Source organism: Nocardia sp. NPDC058058 (assembly GCF_042885355.1).
Taxonomy (GTDB): Bacteria; Actinomycetota; Actinomycetes; order Mycobacteriales; family Mycobacteriaceae; genus Nocardia.
Genome location: NZ_JBHVSA010000001.1, coordinates 937,750 through 959,199, shown reverse-complemented (window position 1 = coordinate 959,199; position 21,450 = coordinate 937,750). Strand labels below are relative to the sequence as shown.

The 21,450-nt window shown below is 66.4% G+C and carries 20 protein-coding genes and 2 tRNA genes; 11 read left to right on the top strand and 11 right to left on the bottom strand.

The window, feature by feature from the left end; translation table 11 throughout:
- Positions 1 to 55 precede the first annotated feature (55 nt).
- The 3 genes from ACFVUS_RS04320 to ACFVUS_RS04310 all read right to left on the bottom strand — a co-directional run bounded on the left by ACFVUS_RS04320 (position 56) and on the right by ACFVUS_RS04310 (position 2,866).
- Positions 56 to 1,564, bottom strand: coding sequence for a PucR family transcriptional regulator (locus ACFVUS_RS04320; protein ID WP_387761719.1), 1,509 nt, complete (start codon positions 1,562 to 1,564; stop codon positions 56 to 58).
- 224 nt (positions 1,565 to 1,788) lie between these two features.
- Positions 1,789 to 2,202 (bottom strand): nitroreductase family deazaflavin-dependent oxidoreductase, encoded by a 414-nt coding sequence (locus ACFVUS_RS04315; RefSeq protein ID WP_387761718.1) that lies wholly within the window; start codon positions 2,200 to 2,202, stop codon positions 1,789 to 1,791.
- A gap of 73 nt (positions 2,203 to 2,275) precedes the next feature.
- Complete coding sequence (locus ACFVUS_RS04310; RefSeq protein WP_387761717.1) at positions 2,276 to 2,866, bottom strand: TetR/AcrR family transcriptional regulator; 591 nt, start codon at positions 2,864 to 2,866, stop codon at positions 2,276 to 2,278.
- A gap of 63 nt (positions 2,867 to 2,929) precedes the next feature.
- On the opposite strand from ACFVUS_RS04310, the gene ACFVUS_RS04305 reads away from it, so the two are divergent.
- Entirely contained in the window at positions 2,930 to 3,748 is an 819-nt protein-coding gene (locus tag ACFVUS_RS04305) for a class I SAM-dependent methyltransferase (RefSeq protein WP_387761716.1), read from the top strand.
- A 34-nt stretch (positions 3,749 to 3,782) separates the two neighbouring features.
- Here the strand turns inward: ACFVUS_RS04305 and ACFVUS_RS04300 are convergent, their stop codons facing one another.
- The 3 genes from ACFVUS_RS04300 to ACFVUS_RS04290 all read right to left on the bottom strand — a co-directional run bounded on the left by ACFVUS_RS04300 (position 3,783) and on the right by ACFVUS_RS04290 (position 5,885).
- Positions 3,783 to 4,235 carry a T6SS immunity protein Tdi1 domain-containing protein gene (locus ACFVUS_RS04300; RefSeq protein WP_387761715.1) on the bottom strand — a complete coding sequence of 151 codons (453 nt, stop codon included), beginning with the start codon at positions 4,233 to 4,235 and terminating at the stop codon, positions 3,783 to 3,785.
- A gap of 56 nt (positions 4,236 to 4,291) precedes the next feature.
- Positions 4,292 to 5,167, bottom strand: a complete 876-nt coding sequence (locus tag ACFVUS_RS04295; protein WP_387761714.1) for an SGNH/GDSL hydrolase family protein — start codon at positions 5,165 to 5,167, stop codon at positions 4,292 to 4,294.
- A gap of 73 nt (positions 5,168 to 5,240) precedes the next feature.
- Positions 5,241 to 5,885: a DedA family protein gene (locus ACFVUS_RS04290; RefSeq protein ID WP_387761713.1), complete on the bottom strand. Its 645-nt coding sequence runs from the start codon at positions 5,883 to 5,885 to the stop codon at positions 5,241 to 5,243.
- 246 nt (positions 5,886 to 6,131) lie between these two features.
- On the opposite strand from ACFVUS_RS04290, the gene ACFVUS_RS04285 reads away from it, so the two are divergent.
- Positions 6,132 to 6,950: an SDR family oxidoreductase gene (locus ACFVUS_RS04285; RefSeq protein ID WP_387761712.1), complete on the top strand. Its 819-nt coding sequence runs from the start codon at positions 6,132 to 6,134 to the stop codon at positions 6,948 to 6,950.
- Here ACFVUS_RS04285 and ACFVUS_RS04280 read toward each other — a convergent pair whose 3' ends face one another.
- A complete protein-coding gene (locus ACFVUS_RS04280) occupies positions 6,951 to 7,145 on the bottom strand; it encodes a hypothetical protein (protein WP_387761711.1) in 195 nt (64 codons plus the stop codon).
- Between the two features lie 97 nt (positions 7,146 to 7,242).
- Between ACFVUS_RS04280 and ACFVUS_RS04275 the strand changes: the two genes are divergently transcribed.
- From ACFVUS_RS04275 to ACFVUS_RS04265, 3 genes are all read left to right on the top strand, one after another.
- Entirely contained in the window at positions 7,243 to 7,977 is a 735-nt protein-coding gene (locus ACFVUS_RS04275; RefSeq protein ID WP_387761710.1) for a molybdopterin-dependent oxidoreductase, read from the top strand.
- Positions 7,961 to 8,581, top strand: a complete 621-nt coding sequence (locus tag ACFVUS_RS04270; RefSeq protein WP_387761709.1) for a cytochrome b/b6 domain-containing protein — start codon at positions 7,961 to 7,963, stop codon at positions 8,579 to 8,581. Before ACFVUS_RS04275 ends, ACFVUS_RS04270 begins: the two co-directional genes overlap by 17 nt.
- A gap of 110 nt (positions 8,582 to 8,691) precedes the next feature.
- Positions 8,692 to 9,876 carry a hydroxylase gene (locus tag ACFVUS_RS04265; RefSeq protein ID WP_375967292.1) on the top strand — a complete coding sequence of 395 codons (1,185 nt, stop codon included), beginning with the start codon at positions 8,692 to 8,694 and terminating at the stop codon, positions 9,874 to 9,876.
- 9 nt (positions 9,877 to 9,885) lie between these two features.
- On the opposite strand, the gene ACFVUS_RS04260 is transcribed toward ACFVUS_RS04265, so the two are convergent.
- From ACFVUS_RS04260 to ACFVUS_RS04250, 3 genes are all read right to left on the bottom strand, one after another.
- Entirely contained in the window at positions 9,886 to 10,683 is a 798-nt protein-coding gene (locus tag ACFVUS_RS04260; protein WP_387761708.1) for an SDR family NAD(P)-dependent oxidoreductase, read from the bottom strand.
- Positions 10,684 to 10,884: 201 nt separating this feature from the next.
- Positions 10,885 to 10,968: transfer RNA gene (locus tag ACFVUS_RS04255), tRNA-Leu, on the bottom strand.
- Positions 10,969 to 11,039: 71 nt separating this feature from the next.
- On the bottom strand, positions 11,040 to 11,357 hold the full coding sequence (locus ACFVUS_RS04250; RefSeq protein ID WP_387761707.1) for a hypothetical protein: 318 nt from the start codon (positions 11,355 to 11,357) through the stop codon (positions 11,040 to 11,042).
- 176 nt (positions 11,358 to 11,533) lie between these two features.
- Here ACFVUS_RS04250 and ACFVUS_RS04245 point away from each other — a divergent pair, with 176 nt between their 5' ends.
- Positions 11,534 to 13,822, top strand: coding sequence for an ATP-binding cassette domain-containing protein (locus tag ACFVUS_RS04245; protein ID WP_387761706.1), 2,289 nt, complete (start codon positions 11,534 to 11,536; stop codon positions 13,820 to 13,822).
- 79 nt (positions 13,823 to 13,901) lie between these two features.
- Here ACFVUS_RS04245 and ACFVUS_RS04240 read toward each other — a convergent pair whose 3' ends face one another.
- Positions 13,902 to 14,735, bottom strand: coding sequence for a tetratricopeptide repeat protein (locus ACFVUS_RS04240; RefSeq protein ID WP_387761705.1), 834 nt, complete (start codon positions 14,733 to 14,735; stop codon positions 13,902 to 13,904).
- A 251-nt stretch (positions 14,736 to 14,986) separates the two neighbouring features.
- Between ACFVUS_RS04240 and mihF the strand changes: the two genes are divergently transcribed.
- The 5 genes from mihF to ACFVUS_RS04215 all read left to right on the top strand — a co-directional run bounded on the left by mihF (position 14,987) and on the right by ACFVUS_RS04215 (position 21,356).
- Complete coding sequence (mihF, locus tag ACFVUS_RS04235) at positions 14,987 to 15,301, top strand: integration host factor, actinobacterial type (RefSeq protein ID WP_067563442.1); 315 nt, start codon at positions 14,987 to 14,989, stop codon at positions 15,299 to 15,301.
- A gap of 151 nt (positions 15,302 to 15,452) precedes the next feature.
- A tRNA-Leu gene (locus ACFVUS_RS04230) sits at positions 15,453 to 15,540 on the top strand.
- Between the two features lie 74 nt (positions 15,541 to 15,614).
- A complete protein-coding gene (locus tag ACFVUS_RS04225; RefSeq protein WP_387761704.1) occupies positions 15,615 to 17,408 on the top strand; it encodes an HSP90 family protein in 1,794 nt (597 codons plus the stop codon).
- Positions 17,408 to 20,209 carry a tetratricopeptide repeat protein gene (locus tag ACFVUS_RS04220; protein WP_387761703.1) on the top strand — a complete coding sequence of 934 codons (2,802 nt, stop codon included), beginning with the start codon at positions 17,408 to 17,410 and terminating at the stop codon, positions 20,207 to 20,209. Before ACFVUS_RS04225 ends, ACFVUS_RS04220 begins: the two co-directional genes overlap by 1 nt.
- A gap of 130 nt (positions 20,210 to 20,339) precedes the next feature.
- Positions 20,340 to 21,356: an Rpn family recombination-promoting nuclease/putative transposase gene (locus ACFVUS_RS04215; RefSeq protein WP_387761702.1), complete on the top strand. Its 1,017-nt coding sequence runs from the start codon at positions 20,340 to 20,342 to the stop codon at positions 21,354 to 21,356.
- Positions 21,357 to 21,450 lie beyond the last annotated feature (94 nt).

Genomic DNA, 21,450 nt, shown 5'->3' with positions numbered 1-21,450 from the left:
GAAGTCGGTTGCGGCTCATAATCAACCAGCGTCCCATCCCGCACCCGAGACCGGGTCAGCTGCCCCGGGCCAGGATCGCGAGCAGCAGTTCGGCGCGTACGCGGGCGCTGTCCAGATCGCACCCCAGCAAACCCTGTGCTGTCGCAATGCGTTTGCGCAGGGTATGGCGATGCACACCGGTCGCGGCGGCGGCCGCCTCCCACTGGCCGTTGGCCTCGAGATAGGCGCGCAGCGAGAACAGCAGATCCGAGCCGTGCGCCGCGTCATGATCGATGAGCGGGGTCAGCACCGTATTGGCCAGGGTGTCCAGCACCCGGCGGGTGGAATCGAAGGACAGCAGCGATCTACCGGTGAGCGCGCCGAATTCGGAGGGGGCGCTACCGCGTTCGGCGGCCGCGGCGGCCAGGCCCGCGGCGTCGGCGGCGACGGTCAGTTCGGGCAGCGGATGCTCACCGCTCAGACCGAAGCGCACCGACCGTCTGGTTCCCTCACCCAGATCGGCGGCGAGTTCGCGGGCGAAGGCGACCGCGGCGACCCCGGGCAGCACCACCAGCACCCGGCGCGCGAGCAGATGCAGAAACAGCGGATGACCCGAGCGCACCGCCATGCTCTCGGCCACCGAGCGAATCTCGTCGACCGCGTCCAGACTGTCGCACTCAGCGGCGAGCACTCGAATTCGCCCCGCCGCGTCGGCGGCCTGCGCCAGATGCGTCCAGGCCGGGGCCAGATCGGATTCGCTGCTCAACAGCAGGCCCAGCACGGTGCTGTTCAGTCGATGCTGGGCCTCCCATAGTCGCGCCGGCTTCTCGAAATCCAAGGCCAGCAACGAGTTCGCGTGGCCGAGCAGAATCTGATCCACCGCGCTGAGCGGGGCGGGGCTCACCACCACCAGACTGCCGTGCACCCGGCCGCCGACGCCGATGCGCTGATGGGTGATCGAGCGGCCCTGATCGGTGTGCACACCGCCGGTCGCGCCCGGATCGGTGGCGATGGCGGTGCGAACCGTATGCAGCAGTTCATCATCGGGGGTATCGGGGTGCACATCGGTGACCCGGGTCTCCGCGTCCAGCACCAGGACGGTGGCGCGCAGCGCGGTGGCGAGTTCGCGCACGATGGCGCGCGCACCGGAACGCACCAGGGCGCGGGTCATGCGGGGCTGGGTGCGCGCGGCGCGCAGCAGCGCATCGTGCCGGAGTTGCGCGGAACGCGCGGCGATGCGGGCGACGATTGCCGCGAACGGAGTCGATATCGCGACCTCGAACAGCGGCAGGCCGATCTCGTCGGCGACCTCGATCAGATCCGCGGGAATCTCCGCATGGGCCGGGCCGATGCCGAAACCCATTGCGGCGACGCCTCGTTCATCGAGACGGCGCAGGTGGGCGGCGCGGGCGGCGGGGGTCGCGGGTAATCGGGTTCCGGTGGTGAGCACCAGCTCACCACCGGACAGCCAGCCGAACGGGTTCTCCGATTCGATGGTGAGTACCAGTGCGATGGTCCGGGCGATGCCCGCGACGCCGCCGCGCAGCGGAATCTCCAGATCGGGCTGCGAGAGGACCCAGCTCACCGGTACGGACACTCAACCCCTTCCGCGAATCGCGAAAATTACGAGTTCCATGAATGCAACGCGGGCGCTTTATTTCCCAGTACTTTCACAGTAGGGGAGCGAGTGTACAGAATGTCGAAGACACGCTCTTCGAATAACCATTTCGGCGCGTGGTTACCGGCGAGTCTGGGTTTTTTGTACGAAATTTTTTGTACGAGGCTGTTCCGTTCCCTCGCGTATCGAGGTCAGGCCGGTTGGCGGTGAACCACGGCGACGGGGATCTCCCGGGTGGTGTTGCGCCGGTAGTCGTCGAACTGGGGCATGATCGCAACCATGCGATCGTACAACTCCGCACGCTGTTCGCCGGACGCGAATTCGGCTTTGCCCGTGTAAGTTTCGGTCCCCAGCTCGACCGTCAGCTCCGGGTTGGCGCGCAGATTGTGGTACCACGCCGGATGCTTGTCCGCGCCGCCGTTGGAGGCGATCAGCACGATGCGGTCACCGTCGGACACGTAGACCAGCGGACTGGTGACCGCCCGTCCGGACTTCGCGCCGGTCGTGGTGATGAGCACCAGATTCGCATTGCCTTCGAACGGCCCGCCGACCTTACCGCCATTGGCGCGGAATTCTTCGATCACATTTTCATTGAAGGCGTTCATCTCACCCGTCCTGTTGCCTGTCGTGCTGCGGTCTCCCGGCACCAACCCCGGCCGTGGCCGCGAAATTCCGCCCCTAGCGGATCTGGGATCCGGACAACACCGTGGCCACCATCCGGCGCACCGCGACCGCGTCCGGCGGTGTGCCGGTGCGATCGGCGAAGAGCAGATGCCCGGCCCCGATCAGGGTGGGGGCGAGGGTGTCCACGTCGGCATCCGCCGTGAGACGGCCCAATTCCCGTTCGGCGGTGAGGTATTCCGAGACCATGACGGTCGCGTCCGATAGCAGTGGGACGCCGATCGGGCGGGTGCCGCGCAGCCGGGTGCGTAGTTCGTCGCGGAAGATGATCAGGCTGACGATGGCCACCGCGACGGGGCCGAACACCTTGGTGACCGCATCGGCGAGATTGTCGTCGACGGTTCCGATACCCGCGGATTCACGCAGTTCGGTTGCGTCGCGGGCGAGTACGGCGATCCGGTCGCGGACCAGTTCGGCGAGGAAATCGTCGAAATCGGAGAAGTGGCGGTGCAGAACGCCTTTCGCACAGCCCGCCTCATCGGTGACGGCGCGACTGGTCAAACCGCTGGGACCCGCGCGCAACAGCACGCGTTCGGCGGCGGCGAACAACTGTTCGCGAACGTCACGGAGGGCTACACCGGTGGGCACCGTAAATCCTTCTCTCACAGGGCGATCGTTGACGAGTGGGCATGCGCCCACTAGAGTGGGCACATGCCCACAATACCGCCGGAACCCTCGGTTCCGCGTGCACCGGAGCCGCATACGCATCGCGATGTCGCCGAATCCTTCGGAGTGGACGCCGCACGCTACGACCGCGCCCGCCCGCGCTATCCCGAGGACATGGTGCGGCGGGTGGCCGCCGCCGGTCCCGGTCGGCGGGTGCTCGATATCGGCTGCGGCACAGGTATATCGGCGCGCCAGCTACGGGCGGCGGGGTGCGACGTGCTGGGCGTCGAGCCAGATGCGCGGATGGCCGAATTCGCGCGCGACACGGGGGTGAACGTCGAGGTCGGCACCTTCGAAACCTGGGATCCCACGGGTCGGACATTCGATATCGTCACCGCCGGACAGGCGTGGCACTGGGTCGATCCGGTCATCGGGGCCGCCAAAGCCGCGGACATCCTTGTCCCCACGGGTAGATTCGCCGCGTTCTGGAATGTCGCCGACGCACCGACCGAGGTGACCGACTCCTTCATCGCCGCCTACCAGCGGGTACTGCCCGACTCGCCGTTCGATACGGCCGCCATGCGGCGCGGCGCGGGCGGGTCCGGCGCGGTCACCGACCGGGCCACCGATGGGCTGCGTAAGTCGGGCCGGTTCACCGAGCCCGAGGTGTGGCGGTTCGAATGGGAACAGCCCTACACCCGTGCCGAATACCTGGACCTACTACCGTCGCAGGGCACGCTCACCCAGCTCGCGCCGGAACCGCTGGCACGGATACTCGATGAGGTCGGTGCGGCGATCGACGCGACCGGTGGTGTTGCGACCGTGCGCTATACGACCGTTGTGGTCACAGCGACCCGCGACTGAGTTTTCGGCCGGGCTCAGGCGCGCGGCCTGTCACCTACTCGCTGAAGGCGTCGCTGTCGAAGCCGTGCGCCTGGGCCACCAGATCGTAGAAGGCCCAGACACCGCCCTTGTGATACGAGTCCGGATGCTCCGAGCCGCCCATGAACGGATAGGGCGCGGCGATGTAGACCTCCCCGGCGGCAAGCGGGCCGAGTCGGCGGCGAATGGCCGAAACATGCTGGGGTTGCAGGATATACGTGATGACGTCGGGGTCGAACAGGACGCGATCCACGAACGCGGAGAGGTCGTCGAAGGTGCCGTAGACCTTGGTGCCGGGGAAATACGGGTCCATGATGGCGTATTCGCCGGTGCCGGTGCTCATGAGCAGTGCGTGACCCAGGTCGGTGTAGCCGATCACCCGATTGAAGCGGGGGAACTGCGGCGCCCACGCCGGCATCACCTGATCGAAGTGATGCGGTCCGACGAGTTTGAAAGCAACGCTGGTCACTGGCCATATCCAACCAGAGTGGACCGAGCGCATCGCGGGTGGCATCCGCGAAACGGTCAATTCCGGAGCGCGGCCACCACCAGCGCGCCGACCGCGCGCATGCCGAGCGAATTGGGGTGCCACGGCGTGGCGGGTTGCGGCAGGTAGATCGATTCCACCCAGCGCTTGTCGTGGGTCTGGCACATATCGTGTCCGGCAATGACATTCGCGTCCACACCGATGTCTCCGGCGTGCGCGGCCTCATCCATCAGCATGGTGGACAGCCGGCGCAGGGCGCGGAACAGATAGGGGATATCGCCCTTGGCGACACCGTGCCAGTACCCGCACTCGTCCGAGGTCGGCGGAACCAGCGCGAGATAGTTCACCGCGACGATCGTGGCGCGGGGCGCGCGATCTCGAATCCCGCGCAGCACCGCGGCCACCGCCGGGCGCACCTCATCGTCGATGCGCTGTGCGAAGGTATCGACGCCGGTGGCGGTGAAGCGTTGTTCGCAGGGGTTACCGATGCGCGGGGTGAACGAGGTTTCCGCGAGCGAGGGGATCAGACAGGGCACCAGCGTGCGCAGCAGATCCAGATTGTTCGCGCCGATGGTCAGCGTCACCAGGTCCGTCTCGGCGGTGAGACCGTCGAACTGCGGCGGATTCACATCGCCGAACGCCGATTGCGCCTCGGTCATATCGCGGGTGGTCGCGCCGCCGCAGGTGTTGTCCACGAATTCGGCGGGGGCGAGCGCGGCCGCCACTTGATTCGGATAGTTGTCCGCCGCCCGGAAGCAGCCGGGCGGGCCGTTCAGCGCGGTCAGATCACCGACGGAGGCGAACGAATCCCCGAGCGCCACATACCTTCCGATACTCGGAGCAGCCTGCGCCGGCGCGGTCAGGGCGAGCGACACACCGAGCAGCGCGGCCGCTAACAGTGGAAGAGTCCGCATGCGACACCCCGAATCCCGCCGGAGTTCCATTGTGTCGCACCGGCTCCGCGCGCACGGGAGTTTCGCTACGGGATCAGTCGGCCTCGTGCGCGGCCTCGTACTTCGCCTCGAAGGTGCGTTCGCGGCGGCGTTCGCGCACCTTCCAGACGATCAGGCCCACGACCACCAGTACCGCGACACCGATGGCGATATCGCGGCCGACGGTCTTCGCGACCCGCTCATAGGAATTACCGGCGATGAAACCGAGTACCACGAATGTTGTGCCCCAGACGATTCCACCGAACGCGTTGAACGCGAGGAAGCGGCGATACGGCATCTTCGAGGTTCCGGCGAGCGCGGGCATCATGGCGCGGAAGAACGCGGTGAAGCGGCCGAGGAACACCGCCCAGCCGCCGCGCCGGGCCAGGAAGTCCTGCGCCTGCTCGACCCGACCGCGATGCTTGTCGAGAATCCGCACGCCCAACAGCCGCGGACCGACCTTCTTACCGACCTCGTACCCGACGCTGTCGCCGACGATCGCCGCGAGGACGACCAGCACGATCATGGCCCAAAGCGCCACGTGCCCTTGGCTTGCCGCGACACCGCCGAGCACCGCGGCGGTCTCCCCGGGCACCACGAAGCCGACGAAGATGGCGTCCTCGACGAAAACCAGTGCGGTGACAATCAAGTAGATCCACACCGGTGCGATGTCCAAGATCCGGTGCAGCAGCGAATTCATGCCGCCACGCTACCCATTGCGACCGCTGCGGCGGATATCGAATGCGCTACCCGGCCCGGCACAATCCCGTTCGCGGCCGTGCCGATGCACCGGCCTCGCGTGGCGGCAACGCGCTGGGCACCCCATCGACCAGCCCCGGGACCAGTTCCGCGGACTACCGCCGCGACCGGGGCACCATCCGCACCGCGAGAATTCGCCGCGATCGAGGGTTGCTTGGAGTGCACTCCAGCTGATTACCGTGGTCGCATGAGCAAAGTTTGGTTCATCACCGGCGTCTCACGAGGATTCGGCCGCGAATGGGCGGTCGCGGCATTGGAGCGGGGCGACAGCGTCGCGGGTACCGCGCGCGATCTGAGCACACTGGACGAGTTGGTCGCCAAGTATCCGGACACATTCCAGGCGATCCAGCTCGATGTCACCGATCGGGAGGGTGATTTCGCTGCCGTGCGCGCGGCCGCCGATCGGTTCGGGCGGCTCGATGTGGTCGTCAACAATGCGGGGTACGGACAGTTCGGCATGATCGAGGAACTGTCCGAGGAGGAACTGCGGACGCAGTTCGAGACGAATGTGTTCGGCGCGCTGTGGGTTACGCAGGCGGCGCTGCCGATTCTGCGGGCGCAGGGGAGCGGGCACATTCTGCAGGTCTCCAGCATCGGTGGCATCTCCGCCTTCCAGAATCTGGGCGCGTACCACGCCTCGAAGTGGGCGTTGGAGGGCTTCTCGCAATCGCTCGCGCAGGAAGTCGCGCCGTTCGGGGTGCACGTGACCCTGATCGAGCCGGGCGGTTTCGGGACCGACTGGTCCGGGCCGTCGGCCAAACACGCCGCCCCGATCGAAGCGTACGAACCCGCTCGCGCGGCCCGCGCCGCCCAGCGTTCGGCCAACCGTCCCGGCGATCCGACCGCCACCGGCGCGGCGATCCTCAAGGTCGTCGATGCCGATAAGCCGCCGCTGCGCATTTTCCTCGGCGAGGTCCCGCTCGCCATCGCCACCGCGGACTACGAGTCCCGGCTCGCGGTATGGCGGGAGTGGCAGCCGGTTTCCGCTGCCGCACAGGGGAACTGATCAGCGGCGCAGGGTACCGCGCCAGCCGCGCACGGCCAGCAGCACACCGGCGATGAAGACGATCGGGCCGATGATCGACCAGGTGACGGTGCCGGTCATCGGACTGCCGGAGATGGCGCCGAAGCCCTGGAGCGCCCAGAGCCCTCCGGCCAGGGCGAGGATGACACCGAGCGCGACGAGGATGGGGCTGCGCATAGCCGGGCCTTTCGTTGGCACCGCGCGGAAGCGGTTCTCGACACCACCGTAGCCGCCCCGAGTGGGCGGACCGGTGCGGGCGGTGGATAGTGGAGTCGTGCCCGCCGACAAGGCTTCCCAGCCCGACGATCCAGGCGCACCCGTCGGGCGACGGGTGGTGCTGGGCCTGCTCGCGGCCGGAGCGGCCGGAGTGCTGGGCGGGGCATCGATTCAACGGGGACTCGCCGCGGTGCTCGGCCCCATCGGCAATCACGATCCGACGGGACTGATCGGGCTGTTGCCGGTGGGCAATACCTTCCGCTTCTATTCGGTGACCCGCGGCGCGCCCAGGCGCGATGAGAGCAACTATCGGCTCGATATCACCGGGCTGGTCGACACCCCGCGCAGTCACACCCTGCCCGAACTGCGCGCGCTGCCGCAAACCACGCTGGTGCGTGACTTCCAGTGCGTCACCGGCTGGCGGGTGCCCGAAGTCCATTGGCGCGGAGTACGTTTGGCGGATCTACTGGACGGGGCCGGGGTCAAGAACACGGCCACCGCGGTGCGCTTCACCTCGTTCGACGGCACCTATACCGAGAGCCTGACCCTCGACCAGGCCCGGCGCGATGACGTCATCGTCGCCCTGGAAATGATCGACGGGCCGGTCAGCCACGATCACGGCGGACCGGTTCGGCTGTATGTTGCGCCCATGTACGGCTACAAGAGCTGTAAATGGCTCTCCGGAATCGAGCTGACCAGCGACGTCGTCCCCGGCTATTGGGAGCGCCGGGGTTATTCGATCGACGGCTGGGTCGGCGCGTCGAACGGGCGTGATGATGACCCGACCAGCTGAGCTGCACCGCTTCGGGCGGGTCGAGCGCTGGGTGCACTGGCTGGTCGCGGTGCTCGTGCTGATCTGCGTCGTCACCGCCGCGATCCTGTACAACGGGTCACTCGCGGTGCTGGTGGGCAATCGGCACATTGTCGAATTGGTGCACGTCTATTCGGGTTTCGCGCTGCCCGTGCCGATTCTGCTCGGCCTGCTCTCGCGCGCCTACCGCGCGGATCTGTCGCGGCTGAATCGATTCACCGCCGCGGATCGGCTGTGGTTCCGGTCCAAGGCGCGCCGTCTGTTCGGCACCGATGTCGGGAAATTCAATGCCGGGCAGAAACTCAATGCCGCGCTGAGTGCCGGATCGATCTTCGTACTGTTCGGCACCGGCGTCATCATGTACTTCCCGGAGTGGACACGACTGGTCTGGCGCACCGGCGCGACCCTCATGCACGACTGGTTCGCGCTCGCCTTCGGCATTCTCGTGGTGGGGCATCTCATGTACGCGCTGCGCGATCGAGAAGCCATGCGCGGCATGCTCACCGGCACCGTGTCACGATGCTGGGCCGACCGCGAGCACATGCTGTGGGCGGCCGAACACGACTCCACCGACGAGACATCCTGAGACCCGGTCACCGGGAACTCCGCCCGCTGTGGCCCCCGTCACGGCTAGCTTCGAGGTAGCCCCGTCGCACGGCGGGGCCGAGGTCGTGAGTTGGTTCGAAAGGTGCGGGCATGTCGCACAAGGTTGTTCAGCGGGTCGAGGAGCTCGCCGCCCAGTTGGCGGCGCACGCCGAGGAGACCGAACGGGCGGGCAAACTGTCCGAGAAGAGTGTCGCGCTGGTACGCGAGGCCGGGGTGATGCGCATGCTGCAACCCACCGAATTCGGCGGATACGCCGCGCATCCCAGGGATTTCGCCGAAGCGGTGATGGCCACCGCGGCCGCCTGCGGTTCCACCGGCTGGGTATGCGGGGTCGGCGGCGTGCACCCCTGGGAGATGGCGCTGATGGATCGCCGTCTGCAACAGGAGGTCTGGGGCACCGACCCGGATACCTGGATCGCCTCCCCGTACGCGCCGCAGGGCGTGGCCACCCCGACCGACGGCGGATACATTCTGCGCGGCCGCTGGAGCTTCTCCTCCGGCACCGATCACTGCGACTGGATCTTCCTGGGCGCGTTGGTCGGTAACCCCGACGGCACGCCCGTCATGCCGCCGCGCACCCTGCACGTGGTGCTGCCCCGTGCGGACTACACGATCGTCGACGACTCGTGGGATGTCATCGGGCTCTGCGGAACCGGCAGCAAGGACGTCAGCGTCGACGGCGCGTTCATACCCGACTACCGCACCATCGATTCGGAGGAGGTCGCCTCGGGCACCATCGCCGCCGATCGCGCCGGGCGCACCGAAACGGTGTACCGGCTGCCGTTCTGGGCCATGTTCCCGCTCGGCATCACCGCCGCGGTCATCGGCATCGCCGAGGGCGCGCTGGCCGCGCATCTGGACTATCAGCGCAATCGCATCACCGCGATGGGCACCGCCATCAAGGACGATCCGTACGTGCTCTACGCCATCTCCGAGGCAGCCTCGGAGATCGCCGCGTCCCGTTCACAACTCCTGGACGGCATCAGCCGCCTCTACGATCTGGCCGATGCGGGCAAGACCATCGCCTTCGAGGACCGATCGGTGGTGCGCCGCAACCAGGTTCGCTCGGCCTGGCGCGCGGTCGCGGCCGTGGACGAGATCTTCGCCCGCTCCGGCGGCAACGCGGTACGCAAGAACAATGCGCTGCAACGCTTCTGGCGCGACGCGCACGTCGGTTTGCAACACGCCATCCACATCCCGGGATCGATCTACCACTCCGACGCCCTGACCTCGATGGGCGTCGAGCCACAGGGCATGCTGCGCGCACTGATCTGATACGGGTCGTCAGTGGACCAGTGCGGCCTCCCACGCCCGGTCCTGGAGGCGCGGGTCCTGGAGACGCTCGGGTAGCGATGCGGGTTTGCCCTTGCTCTCGAAGAATTGGCCGCTGCCAACGCTTTCCAGGGCCAGGCGGATGGGAACCCGGGCCGCTCTGTCCGGCCGTGCGCGCTTCTGTACGGCGCGCACGATCGGCCAGATGAGACGCCAGGCGGGGACGGTGTCGGGGGTGAGCTGCCGGACGCCGGGGGTCCAGGCGGTTCCGGGGTTGACCGCGTTGATCGACCGATCGCCGGGGGTCCGCCGGGCCAGCGAGAGCATGGCCAGCAGGTTCAATTGTTTGGCTCGGGCGTAGGCGCCGATCGCGGTGTAGGCGTCGGGCTCGGTGAACGGGTCGCCCTTGTGCATGAGGAGCGCGCTGGACACGATCTGCAGGATGTGCGCGTTCGGGGTGAGGATGGGCAGCAGCGCATCGGTGAGGGTGATCGGGCCGAGGTAGTTGAGCGCCGAGATGACCTCGTGCCCTTCCGAATTCAGTGTTCGATTCGGAAACGCCATACCGCCGACATTGTTCACGAGAACATCGAGTTCGCCGGTGGTGTGCGCGACCGCCGCGGCCAGTTCGAGGTTTCCGTGCACCGTCGCGTGTTCGGCAGCCAGGAACGTCGCGCCGGTGTGCGCCGCGAACGCCGCACCGCGCGCGGCGTCGCGCCCGGTCACCAGCACCTGCGCGCCCGAGCCGACGAGTCCGATCGCGATCTCGCGGCCAATCCCCTCGGTGCCGCCGGTGACGAGCGCCCTCATGATCGGGCCCGCGATGAGATCAAGGACAGAGATGCCATGACAACTCCAAAGAACGAGTGATTCGCAGGTCGAACGCTAACTTCGGCGGGTGCCGGCGCACATCCGCCGCCAGCCGTAATCGGCGGTACGCCGCCGCGCGCAGGTCCCTGGAATCTGCTCGGGCAAACAAAAAGAGCCCTCCCGAAGGAGGGCTCTTTTCTGTGTCGAGAGGGGGACTTGAACCCCCACGCCCAATAAGGGCACTAGCACCTCAAGCTAGCGCGTCTGCCATTCCGCCACCCCGACTCGGTGTGCTCGACAACAGTAGCCGAGAATGCGGGGAAATAAGAAATCGGCTGGTAGCGGGCGGTTTCGGGCTACTTTCTGATGAAGATTCCGGCGATGTCGGCGTTCCGGATCGGGGTTTCACCGTTGGCCTGGATCTGGCACAGGGTCTGCACCGAGGCCATGCCGATATCGACGTTGGTGCCGGACGGCTCGTTCTGAGTGTTGGTCTGCTGCTTGATGAACTTGGTGATGGTGATGCGCTGGGTGTCCGCATCCTGCTTGAGGTAGTCACTGCATTTGGTGTCGCCGCCCTGGTTCACAGCGGTTTTGATCTCGCTGCAGCCGGACATCAAGGTGACGGCGAACGCGGCGGCGGCGAGGCCGGCGGTCCAGCGCATGGTCTTCATCGGTATGTCCCTCGGGGTAGCGCGCGACGGTGTCCGACCGCCGCGATCGACCGCCACTGTAGAACGGCGCGACCGATCGGCAATCCTGGCTGGACCCTGATATTTGGCGGATTTAGTGTGATTTGCATCACAATTTGCCGCACATTTGGGGGTACACGGATGGCATGGTGAGAGGTATGTCCGCTGCTTCCGCTGAAACGATTCGGGTCCTCGGCGCCCGCGAGCACAATCTGCGCAACGTCTCCCTCGACATCCCCAAGAACAAGATCACCGTCTTCACCGGCGTGTCCGGTTCGGGCAAATCGTCCATCGTGTTCGACACCATCGCCATCGAATCCCAGCGCCAGCTGTACGCCACCTTCCCGGCGTTCATCCTCAACTTCCTGCCCCGCTACGAGCGCCCGCACGCGGAGGCCATCGAGAACCTGACCGCGCCGGTGATCATCGATCAGAAGTCGGTGGGCGGGGGACCGCGCTCGACGGTCGGGACCATGACCGATATCTACGCGCTCATTCGCGCGCTGTTCGCGCGGTTCGGATCACCCTCGACCGGGCTGGTGTACGACTACTCGTTCAATACGCCACAGGGCATGTGCACCGAATGCGACGGCCTGGGCATGACCATCACCGCAGATCCGGACAAGCTGGTGGACCGGACCAAATCGCTCAACGAAGGCGCGATCCTGCTGCCCGGATACGGTGTGGGCAGCGGAGATTGGCAGCTGTACGGCAATTCCGGGCGCTTCGACCTTGATAAGAAGCTCGCCGAATACAGCGATTCGGAATGGCACGATCTGCTGCACGGCAGCGGCGGCAAAGTGGAGCTGACTTTCAACAAGGGCACCTGGAAGGCCAATTACGAAGGGCTGGCCGATAAGTTCACCCGATCGCGGGTCAAGCGGGATACCTCGGGGCTCTCGGACAAGACCCGCGAGCAGATTCAGAAATTCCTCACCGAGGGGGTGTGCCCGGCCTGTCATGGGGCACGGCTCAACGAGAAGGCACTGGCCACAAAGATCAACGGGCGCAATATCGCCGACTGGACCGGATTGCAGATCACCGATCTGATCGAGGTGCTCGGCGAGATCCAGGACCCGGCGGCGCTGGGGCTGGCCGAGGCGACGCGGGTCGCGCTCGGACGGGTCGCCGATATCGGCCTCGGGTACCTGAGTCTGGACCGGCCGACCTCGACGCTGTCCGGTGGTGAGGGCCAACGGTTGAAGATGATCAAACATCTGGGCAGCACGCTGGTCGGGATGACGTACATCTTCGACGAGCCCAGCGTGGGATTGCATCCGCGCGATGTCGGGCGGCTCAATCGCATGCTGGAAGCGCTGCGCGACAAGGGCAATACGGTGCTGGTGGTCGAACACGATCCCGATGTCATCCAGATCGCCGATCACATCGTCGATGTCGGTCCGCGGGCCGGTGCGCACGGCGGGGAGATCATGTTCACCGGCAGTTTCGCGGAACTGCGGGTCGCCGAGACGCTCACCGGGCAGGCGCTGCGGCGCGCATTCACCGTCAAGGAGGCATTCCGGGCCGCCAATGGCGAACTGCGCGTGGACAATGCGAACGCGCACAATCTGAAGAACGTCTCCGTCGGGGTGCCGACCGGCATTCTCACCGCCATCACCGGGGTGGCCGGATCGGGCAAGAGCAGTCTGATCCGCGATGAGTTCATGGCACGCTACCCGGACTCGGTATTCGTCGACCAGTCGGCCATCGCGGCCTCGTCACGGTCGACACCCGCGACCTATCTGGGGTTGATGGATCCGATTCGCAAGCTCTTCGCCAAGGCCACGGGCAAGCCCGCGAGTCTGTTCAGCTTCAATTCCGATGGCGCGTGCACCGAATGCGGCGGCCGCGGGGTGATCATCACCGAGATCGCGTACATGGATCCGGTGACCACGCATTGCGAATCCTGTGACGGGCGCAGGTTCTCCGAGGAGGTGCTCGGGCTCGGGCTGCGCGGTAAGTCGATCGCCGATGTGCTGGAGCTCTCGGCCGAAGACGCCGTCAATTTCTTCCCGGAAAAGGCGTTGAATGCCAAGTTGCGCACCATGAATGAGGTCGGGCTCGATTATCTGAGCCTCGGGCAGGCGATGAGTACGCTGTCCGGCGGGGAACGCCAGCGCATCAAACTGGCGACGCAATTGCAGAACAGCGGGGCGGTGTACGTGCTGGACGAACCCACCACGGGACTGCACATGTCCGATGTCGACACCCTGCTGCGACTGCTGGACGGCCTGGTCGAACGGGGCAATACCGTCGTGGTGATCGAGCACAATCTCGATGTGGTCGCGCACGCGGACTGGGTCATCGACCTGGGTCCGGACGGCGGTAAGAACGGCGGCGAGATCGTATTCACCGGCACCCCGGCCGAACTGCTGCGGCATCCGAAGTCATTGACCGGTGAGTACCTGCGGCTCTACAAGGACGGGTCCGCCGTACGGGGGAAGTGAGATGCGCTGGCACTGACTGCCATTCGGCATAGACTGCGGCCCTGCTGATCCGAAATGGCGGGGCCGCAGTATTTTCCGGTCAGTGTGCGGGTGAATCGGCCGCGAGCGCAGCGCGCCAGATGCGGGCCTCGGCCGGATTGCCGCGGCGGTCCAGCACATCGGCCAGTCCGGCCATGGCGCGGGTGTCACCGTGCTCCGCGGCGATCCGCCACCACTGTTCGGATTCGGCGAGCTGGCCCAGGCGCAGCAGCACGACGGCGAGATCGTAGGCGGCGCTCATATTGCCCAAACCGGCTGCCTGCCGCCATAACTCGCAGGCTTTGCGGTCGTCACCGCGATGGTGCAGGGCCACGCCGAGGTCGTAGAGCGCACCGGTATAGCGTCCGGCGTCCGCGGCCGGGATGGGGTCCGGCGGGGTGGGGGCGGTGGCCAATTCGACCACGAGTTCGGTGAAGTCGGGCGGGCCGACACCGGTGCTGCAGTGCAGCACCAGGCACGATCTCTCGCGGGTGATGAGCATGCCGTAATTGCCGGACCAGGACACCACATCGCCGAATTCGTCCACCCAGACCGGGGTCAGCGAGATGGCGGCATCCCGGGAGCCGGGGCATACGCGCAGTTCGATGCCGCCGGACATGGCGTCGGCCCAGACGTCAACCCCACTCAACTGATGGCCGTTCAGCAGGACGTGCCCGCTCTCCACGGCCAATCCCATGCCCACCCCGCGCACCCCGCGGCGCGGTGCGGCCGAGCGCAGGGTGAGCGTGACGGTGGTGGGGGAGACGCCCACATGCTGCGAATGCAGGGGGTAAACCTTCGCGCCATTCCAGGTCAGGGGCTCGGCGCTGTCGTATCGGTGCGCCAGCGGTGGTTCATCGGTGGCCCACCTGGCGTACTGATACGTGGTTGTCATCTGCCCCGCCTTTCACCGGTGCGCGTGCGTCTTTCCGGCCCACCGTAATACCGATCCCGGCCGATGAGCGGCGTATTTGCCAGGTGTCTTTTTCAGCAAACTCCTGGACAATTGACCGGCGTAACGAGGCGGTTTCAGCAGGTCGCTCGACGTGTTGAGCCGAAACACGCGGTGTGTCGTACCGGTTGCGGGCCTGGCGTCATGTTTACTCGACGCCGACGTACCAGCGAACGAGTGAAAGGTAAGGACATATGGCTCTGCCCACCATGACCCCCGAACAACGCTCTGAGGCGCTGGCCAAAGCCGCCGCGGTGCGCAAGGCCCGCTCGGAGTTGATCGCGCAGGTCAAGCAGGGATCGGTCAGTCTGGCGGAGGTTCTCAAGCGCGCAGACAAGGAAGACCTGGTCAAGAAGACCAAGGTAGCGGCCGTGATCAAGGCGCTCCCGGGAATCGGCCCCGTCAAGGCGGCCAAGTTGATGGATGAGGCGGAAATCCCGGCCGATCGTCGTATCGGTGGCCTGGGCTCTCGCCAGCGCGCGGCTCTGCTGGAGGCATTGAGCGCCTGAGTTTTCGGGGGGTCGCCGCCCGGGCCGCAAATCAGCCCGGCGGCAACCGCTCCCGATGCTCCAACGTCTCCCGCACGCGCGATAAACCGGCCGCGACCGGGCTGGATGATTTTGTCCAGACCATCGCATCCGATAGCCTGGCTGCACACCGGTCCGGGTGGCGGAATGGCAGACGCGCTAGCTTGAGGTGCTAGTGCCCGTATTAGGGCGTGGGGGTTCAAGTCCCCCTCCGGACACCACGAGGCGTGAATTCCTGTTGAATGACACAGGGATTCACGCCATTTTTTTATCGATAGTGGGCTCGGAGGTTCAGGTGGAGCAGGTCTTTCAGGTTGATCTGCGGGGGATTGTGGATTTGCTGAGTCACCACCTGTACGGCAGTCCGCGCGTGTATGTGCGCGAGTTGCTGCAGAACGCGGTGGACGCGATGACCGCGCGCCGCGCGCTCGAACCGGACGCACCGGCCGTGGTGCGGATCGAAACTCCGGATATCACCGGCGACGGCAGTATTCGGGTGTACGACAGCGGGATCGGGTTGACCGAATCCGAGGTGCACACTTTTCTCGCGACCATCGGCCGCAGCGCCAAACGCGATGAACTCGGGTTCGCCCGGCATGAGTTCCTCGGGCAGTTCGGTATCGGCCTGCTGTCGTGCTTCATGATCGCCGACGAAGCTCTGGTGGTGACCCGGTCCGCGAAGGGCGGGCCGACCGTGCGCTGGACCGGATACGCCGACGGCCGCTTTCGGGTCGAGACCGTCGAGGATCGCACCGAGCCCGGCACCACCGTCACCCTGCTGCCGCGCTCGGGGATGGAGCAGTGGGTCACCCGCACCACCGTCGCCGATCTCGCGGCCCTGTTCGGTGGTCTGCTGCCGTTTCCGGTGACCGTGGACGGACACTCGGTGTCGGAGTCCGTATTGCCCTGGCAGGCACACCATCCCACCCCGGACGACCGGCAGGCCGCGCTGGCGAGATACGCCGAGGACACCTTCGGGTTCGTCCCGTTCGCCAGTTTCGACCTGTCCTGCGCCGAGGCCGGACTCACCGGCGTGGCCTTCGTGCTGCCGCACGCCGCCAATCCGGCTGCGCGCGCCGGACATCGGGTCTATCTCAAACGAATGTTGCTGGCCGAGAACCTCACCGGATTGCTGCCGGACTGGGCCTTCTTCATCCGCTGTGTGGTCGACACCGGTGAGCTGCGGCCGACGGCCAGCCGCGAGGCGCTCTACGAGAACGATCTGCTCGACGCCACGCGTGAGGCGCTCGGCGCGCGGGTCCGGGACTGGCTGGTCGAGCTCTCCACCACCGATCCGGGTGGGCTGTCCCGGTTCCTGCAGGTGCACGACATGGGTGTGAAGGCGCTCGCGCTGCACGACGACGATATGCTCCGGCTGGTCGATCGATGGCTGCCGGTGGAAACCAATGCCGGGCGTATTCCGCTCGCGGAGTTCCGGCGTCGCTTCGGCGCGGTGCGGTACACCCCGTCGGTGGAGGAGTTCCGTCAGCTCGCGGCGGTGTCGAGCGCGCAGGGTCTGGGACTGGTGAACGGCGGCTACTCCTATCTCAGCGAAATCGTGGAGCGATTGCCCGCGATCGATCCCGATATTCGGGTCTCCCGCCTGGATGCCGCCGAACTCGCGACGCATTTCGATCTGCTGGATCCGGCCACCGAACTCGCGCTGCGACCGTTTCTGTCGATCGCGCAGCGCTGCCTGGATCGGCTGGACTGCGAGGTCGCGCTGCGCGAATTCGATCCGCCGTCGCTGGGCGCGCTGTATCTGCTGGACCGTGACGCCGCGCACCGGGCCGAATTGCGGGCCACCCGCGAGGTCGTCGATGAGCTGTGGGCCGACGTGCTCGGCGCGTTCGACACCGGCCCGGGACCGGACCGGCCGCAACTGCTGCTCAACTACCGAAATCCATTGGTGCGGCGCGTCTGCGGGCTCGCCGATCCGGGGCTGGTGACCACCGCGGTGGAAGCGCTCTACAGCCACGCGCTGCTGCTCGGCCAGCATCCGCTGCGCCCGATCGACAGTGCGCTGCTGACCAAATCGTTTGTCGGACTGCTCGATTGGGCGGTGCACGATCCGGAGGAGAAGTTCTGATGGCGCCCAGCGAGGAGGACCTGCACGCGTTGCGCGCCCAGGCCAGACGGCTACCCGAGAGTGACGGCAAAGACGCCGCGCTGGAACAGATCCTGCGGCACGCCGAGGCCGGTGACCATCGGATGCTGGCGTTCGCGACGCGTATGGATCTGATCGACGCGTACTCCGCGGGCATGCAGCCGTCGAAGTTGTTCGTGCCCTTCGCGCGCTGCCTGGCCGACTACGACCGGAATCCGGCGGAGTATCCGGAGTGGGCGGGGCGGCGGCTGCGCTGGTTCTTCAAGTTCGCCGTGCAGGGGATGGTGAACTTTCCCGAGGTGTCCAAGGATCGGGCGCTGGCGGCACTGGATCAGATGGAGCGGCGGTACAAGTCCGAGGGGCAGAGCCCGCACGCCGTCTACGCGCATCGCCATCGCGTCGCACTGCATCTGGGTGATCCGACGGCCGCCGAGGACTGGTATCAGCGTTGGTGCACCAGCCCGTACGACCACAATTCCGACTGTGCGGGTTGCGATCCCAGTCAGAAGGTCGCCTACCTCGCCGGGATCGGACGTGACGACGAGGCGATCGAGGTCGCCACGCCGGTGCTCGCGGGTGAGCTGACGTGCCGGGAACAACCGCAGACAATCCTGAGCGAGCTCATGCTGCCCTATCTGCGGACCGGGCAGTGGGAGCAGGCGCGTAACGCGCATCGCCGGGCCTATCGCATACTGCGCACCCGACCGCAGGATCTGTCCGCCATGGCGCAGCACCTGGAGTTCTGCGCGCTCTCGGGTAATCAGGCGCGCGGTTTGGAAATTCTGGAGCGTCACCTGTCCTGGCTGGATCGAGCGCCGAATCCGCTGGCGGCCATGCGATTCGCCGGATCGGCGGCACTGCTGCTGCGCACGGTCGCCGAGGCCGGGCACGCGGATACGATGATCCGGCGGCCCGCGCACGCGGATCGCCCGGCCACCGAACTCACCGCGGGAGTGCTGTTCGAGGAGATGCGCGGTCACGCGCTGGCGATCGCCGAACGCTTCGACCGGCGCAATGGCACCGATCGCCAAACCGCTTCGGTGCGTGAGCTGCTCGATCAAAAGCCGGTGGCCGACCAACTGCCGCTGTCGATTCCGGTTCGGCCGGGCCCGGTCCTGGACCCGCCCGCCGTCCTGGAAGTGCCGAAACTGCCGGTGCTCGAACTTGTCGAACGCCTCGAATCCGCGCAGGACGCCCAGGCGTTGGCGGCGATGGGTCCGCTGGTGCGGCAGCTCGAAGACCACGATCCCGGCGATCCCGTGCTGGCGGGACGGATCGCGGCACTTCTTTCGTCCCATGCCGCGAATAGTGGCGAGGACGCGCGCTCGGAAGCATTGCTGCGGCAGGCGGTCGAATTGTTCACCACCGCAAGAGAATCGGAGCGTCGCACGGTCGCTGTCTCGCGCCTCGGCGCGAAACTGTGCGGTAGGGGCGATCTGTCCGAGGGCTTGGCGCTGCTTCGCGCCGCATACGCCGACCTGGACCGAGTCGCATCCACCAACCACCGGGCGTTGGTGGTGCTGCGTCTGATCAGCGGACTCGGCGACGCCGTGGGTAATGGTGATGATGCTGTCGCCCTCGACGAGATCCCGGTCCTGCTGGAGCAGAGCCGGGAGATCGCCGCGGCATCCGATGATCCGGTGCTGATCGGCGATATCGCCTACGAGCAGATGGAATTCGAGGACCTTCGACACCGGCACGAGGAGGCACTCGAGGCCGGTGCTCGCGCGCTGGCGGCCTACCGCGTGTCCGGGCCGCCACTCATGCGGGCGCTCGTCGCCAGCCGGATGGCGGAAGTGCACGCCGGTCGCGGCGACTACGACGCCGGGCTGGTTCTCGTCGAGGAAGCACTGGCCGAGGCATCGCCGGAGATCCCGGCCGGTGCGCGCGCACATTTGCACAAACTCCGCGGTCAGCTGCTGCGGCAGGTCGATCGCGACGCCGAAGCGGTCGGCGAACTGCTTGCCGCTCTCACGCTGAGCGACGATCCCGACGAGATCCCGGCCACGAAATGGGCGCTGGCCGAGGCATATCGCAAGACGGGCCAGCTCATCGACGCCGCCGACGCCGCCGAAGAGGCGATCGCCGGACTCGAGGAGCGCGGTTACCTGCACGCGGTCAACAGCTGCCGGTTCCTGCTCGCCGATCTGCATCGCGAGCTGCGCGAACCCGAGGCGGCGCTGGCGGTCTACGACGAGATCATCGAATTCCACAGCGGCACAGACGATCACGCAGCCCTGGGCTACACTCTCGCGCTGGCCGCGGATCTCCTCGACGGGCTCGATCGCGACGCCCAGGCCGCCGACTACTACCGGCGGGCAGCCGAAGCGGCCGAACTGGCAGACGATCCGCTGCGCGTGTCCTACACCCGCTACTGCGCTGCCCTGTCCCTGCATTGGAGCGGCGCGACCCAGGACGCGCTGGATGCGCTCGAGACCGCCGAGCAGGCCCTCGCCGCTTTGGCCGCCACCGACCCGAACCCCGAAGTGCTGCAATGGCATAACGCACGACTCGACCACAATGCCGCGCGCATCCTGCGCGGTGCGGGCCGCCTCGACGAGGCGGTGGCGAAATCGACGACCGCCGCGGCCCACTTCCGCTCGATCGGCCAACCCGTTCAGGCGGCCCGGGTCGATCTAGGTCACGCTCGCACCCTGGTCGAACTACAGCAACCGGCCGAAGCGATACGCCTGCTCGACGCGACCCTCACCGAGATCACCGACGACGAAACCCTCCGCACCGCACTGCTCGAAGCCCTGGCCCACGCCCGAGCCCACCTCTGAAACGCCGCCGCCTTGATTCACTCGCCGCGGGATTGGTGGCGGTTGCGTTCTTTCGGCTTGTCGACTGACCAGACCGCCTCCAAGCGAAAATCTGCGTGTCGCAATCACACTGGGAGTACGTTGCCCGACTGTGGCTGACACACCGTCCAATCCGCACGACGCGTACTTCAGACAGGCGCTTTCCCATCCCGCCGACGCTGCCAGCGAGTTGCGTGCGAATCTTCCACCGGCTGTCGTTCCGCGATTGGATTGGGACGCACTTGCGTTGCAGCCCTGCAGTTTCGTCTCCCAGCACCTGCGGTCACGGTATAGCGACCTGCTGTTCCGCACCCGCCTCGACAACCATGACGCCTACGTCTATCTGCTGATCGAGCATCAGAGCCGCCCGGACCCGCTGATGCCGATGCGGATGCTCGAATACATGATCGGTATCTGGAACCGCCACTTGCGTGACCATCCGAAGGCCAAGACTCTGCCTGCGGTGATCCCGCTCGTGGTCCACGCCAACCCGACCGGTCGCCGTTGGGATACCCCACACGAACTGTCGGAGTTGATCGACATAGACCCTGCGGCACGCGCCGCGCTGGGCCCGCACCTGCCTAGTTTCAGATTCGTCTTGGACGACCTCTCCGCGTGCTCGGTGTCCGCGATTCGCGCGCGCGACCTCACGCCCGCAACGCGGGTGCTGCTGGTCATGCTGAAGGTCGCGACCGGCAACCGCGAGCTGGTCAGAGAGATAACGCCGCTGTTGGAGGATCTGCAAGCACTCGTATCCTCACCCGGCGGACTCGAGGCGCTCGAGTGTGTGGCCACGTACATTATGAGTGTCAGTGAAACCGGCGTTGCCGAGCTGGCACCTGTCTTCGACCGGATCGGACCGCACGCCAAGGAGATTATCGTGACTACTGCGGATCAACTTCGTGCTGAAGGCGAAGCACGTGGTGAAGCCAGAGGCGAAGCACGCGGACGGGCTGAGGGCCTGGCGCAGGGGCGGGTCGCGATTCTGCTCGAGCAGCTGACGTTGAAGTTCGGGGCGGTGCCCGATGAGGTTGCGGCGACCGTTCATGAGGCGGACGTCGGTCAGTTGCGGGTTTGGGCGGCGCGGGTGCTCACCGCGGTCGATTTGGATGAGGTTTTCCGGCAGTAGGTTTCAATTCAGCGACTGCGGGGCTCGATCCTGGGTTCGGATTTGTCGTCGTGGCGAAGGCTGTGGTTCGGGAGGAGACTGGGGGCGTCTCAAC

Bases quoted from the DNA above. Each gene is read 5' to 3' on its own strand.
- ACFVUS_RS04315 (WP_387761718.1), bottom strand. From the start codon at position 2,202: ATGAACGCCTTCAATGAAAATGTGATCGAAGAATTCCGCGCCAATGGC.
- ACFVUS_RS04305 (WP_387761716.1), top strand. From the start codon at position 2,930: ATGCCCACAATACCGCCGGAACCCTCGGTTCCGCGTGCACCGGAGCCG.
- ACFVUS_RS04295 (WP_387761714.1), bottom strand. From the start codon at position 5,167: ATGCGGACTCTTCCACTGTTAGCGGCCGCGCTGCTCGGTGTGTCGCTC.
- ACFVUS_RS04290 (WP_387761713.1), bottom strand. From the start codon at position 5,885: ATGAATTCGCTGCTGCACCGGATCTTGGACATCGCACCGGTGTGGATC.
- ACFVUS_RS04285 (WP_387761712.1), top strand. From the start codon at position 6,132: ATGAGCAAAGTTTGGTTCATCACCGGCGTCTCACGAGGATTCGGCCGC.
- ACFVUS_RS04280 (WP_387761711.1), bottom strand. From the start codon at position 7,145: ATGCGCAGCCCCATCCTCGTCGCGCTCGGTGTCATCCTCGCCCTGGCC.
- ACFVUS_RS04270 (WP_387761709.1), top strand. From the start codon at position 7,961: ATGACCCGACCAGCTGAGCTGCACCGCTTCGGGCGGGTCGAGCGCTGG.
- ACFVUS_RS04265 (WP_375967292.1), top strand. From the start codon at position 8,692: ATGTCGCACAAGGTTGTTCAGCGGGTCGAGGAGCTCGCCGCCCAGTTG.
- ACFVUS_RS04260 (WP_387761708.1), bottom strand. From the start codon at position 10,683: ATGAGGGCGCTCGTCACCGGCGGCACCGAGGGGATTGGCCGCGAGATC.
- ACFVUS_RS04250 (WP_387761707.1), bottom strand. From the start codon at position 11,357: ATGAAGACCATGCGCTGGACCGCCGGCCTCGCCGCCGCCGCGTTCGCC.
- ACFVUS_RS04245 (WP_387761706.1), top strand. From the start codon at position 11,534: ATGTCCGCTGCTTCCGCTGAAACGATTCGGGTCCTCGGCGCCCGCGAG.
- ACFVUS_RS04240 (WP_387761705.1), bottom strand. From the start codon at position 14,735: ATGACAACCACGTATCAGTACGCCAGGTGGGCCACCGATGAACCACCG.
- mihF (WP_067563442.1), top strand. From the start codon at position 14,987: ATGGCTCTGCCCACCATGACCCCCGAACAACGCTCTGAGGCGCTGGCC.
- ACFVUS_RS04220 (WP_387761703.1), top strand. From the start codon at position 17,408: ATGGCGCCCAGCGAGGAGGACCTGCACGCGTTGCGCGCCCAGGCCAGA.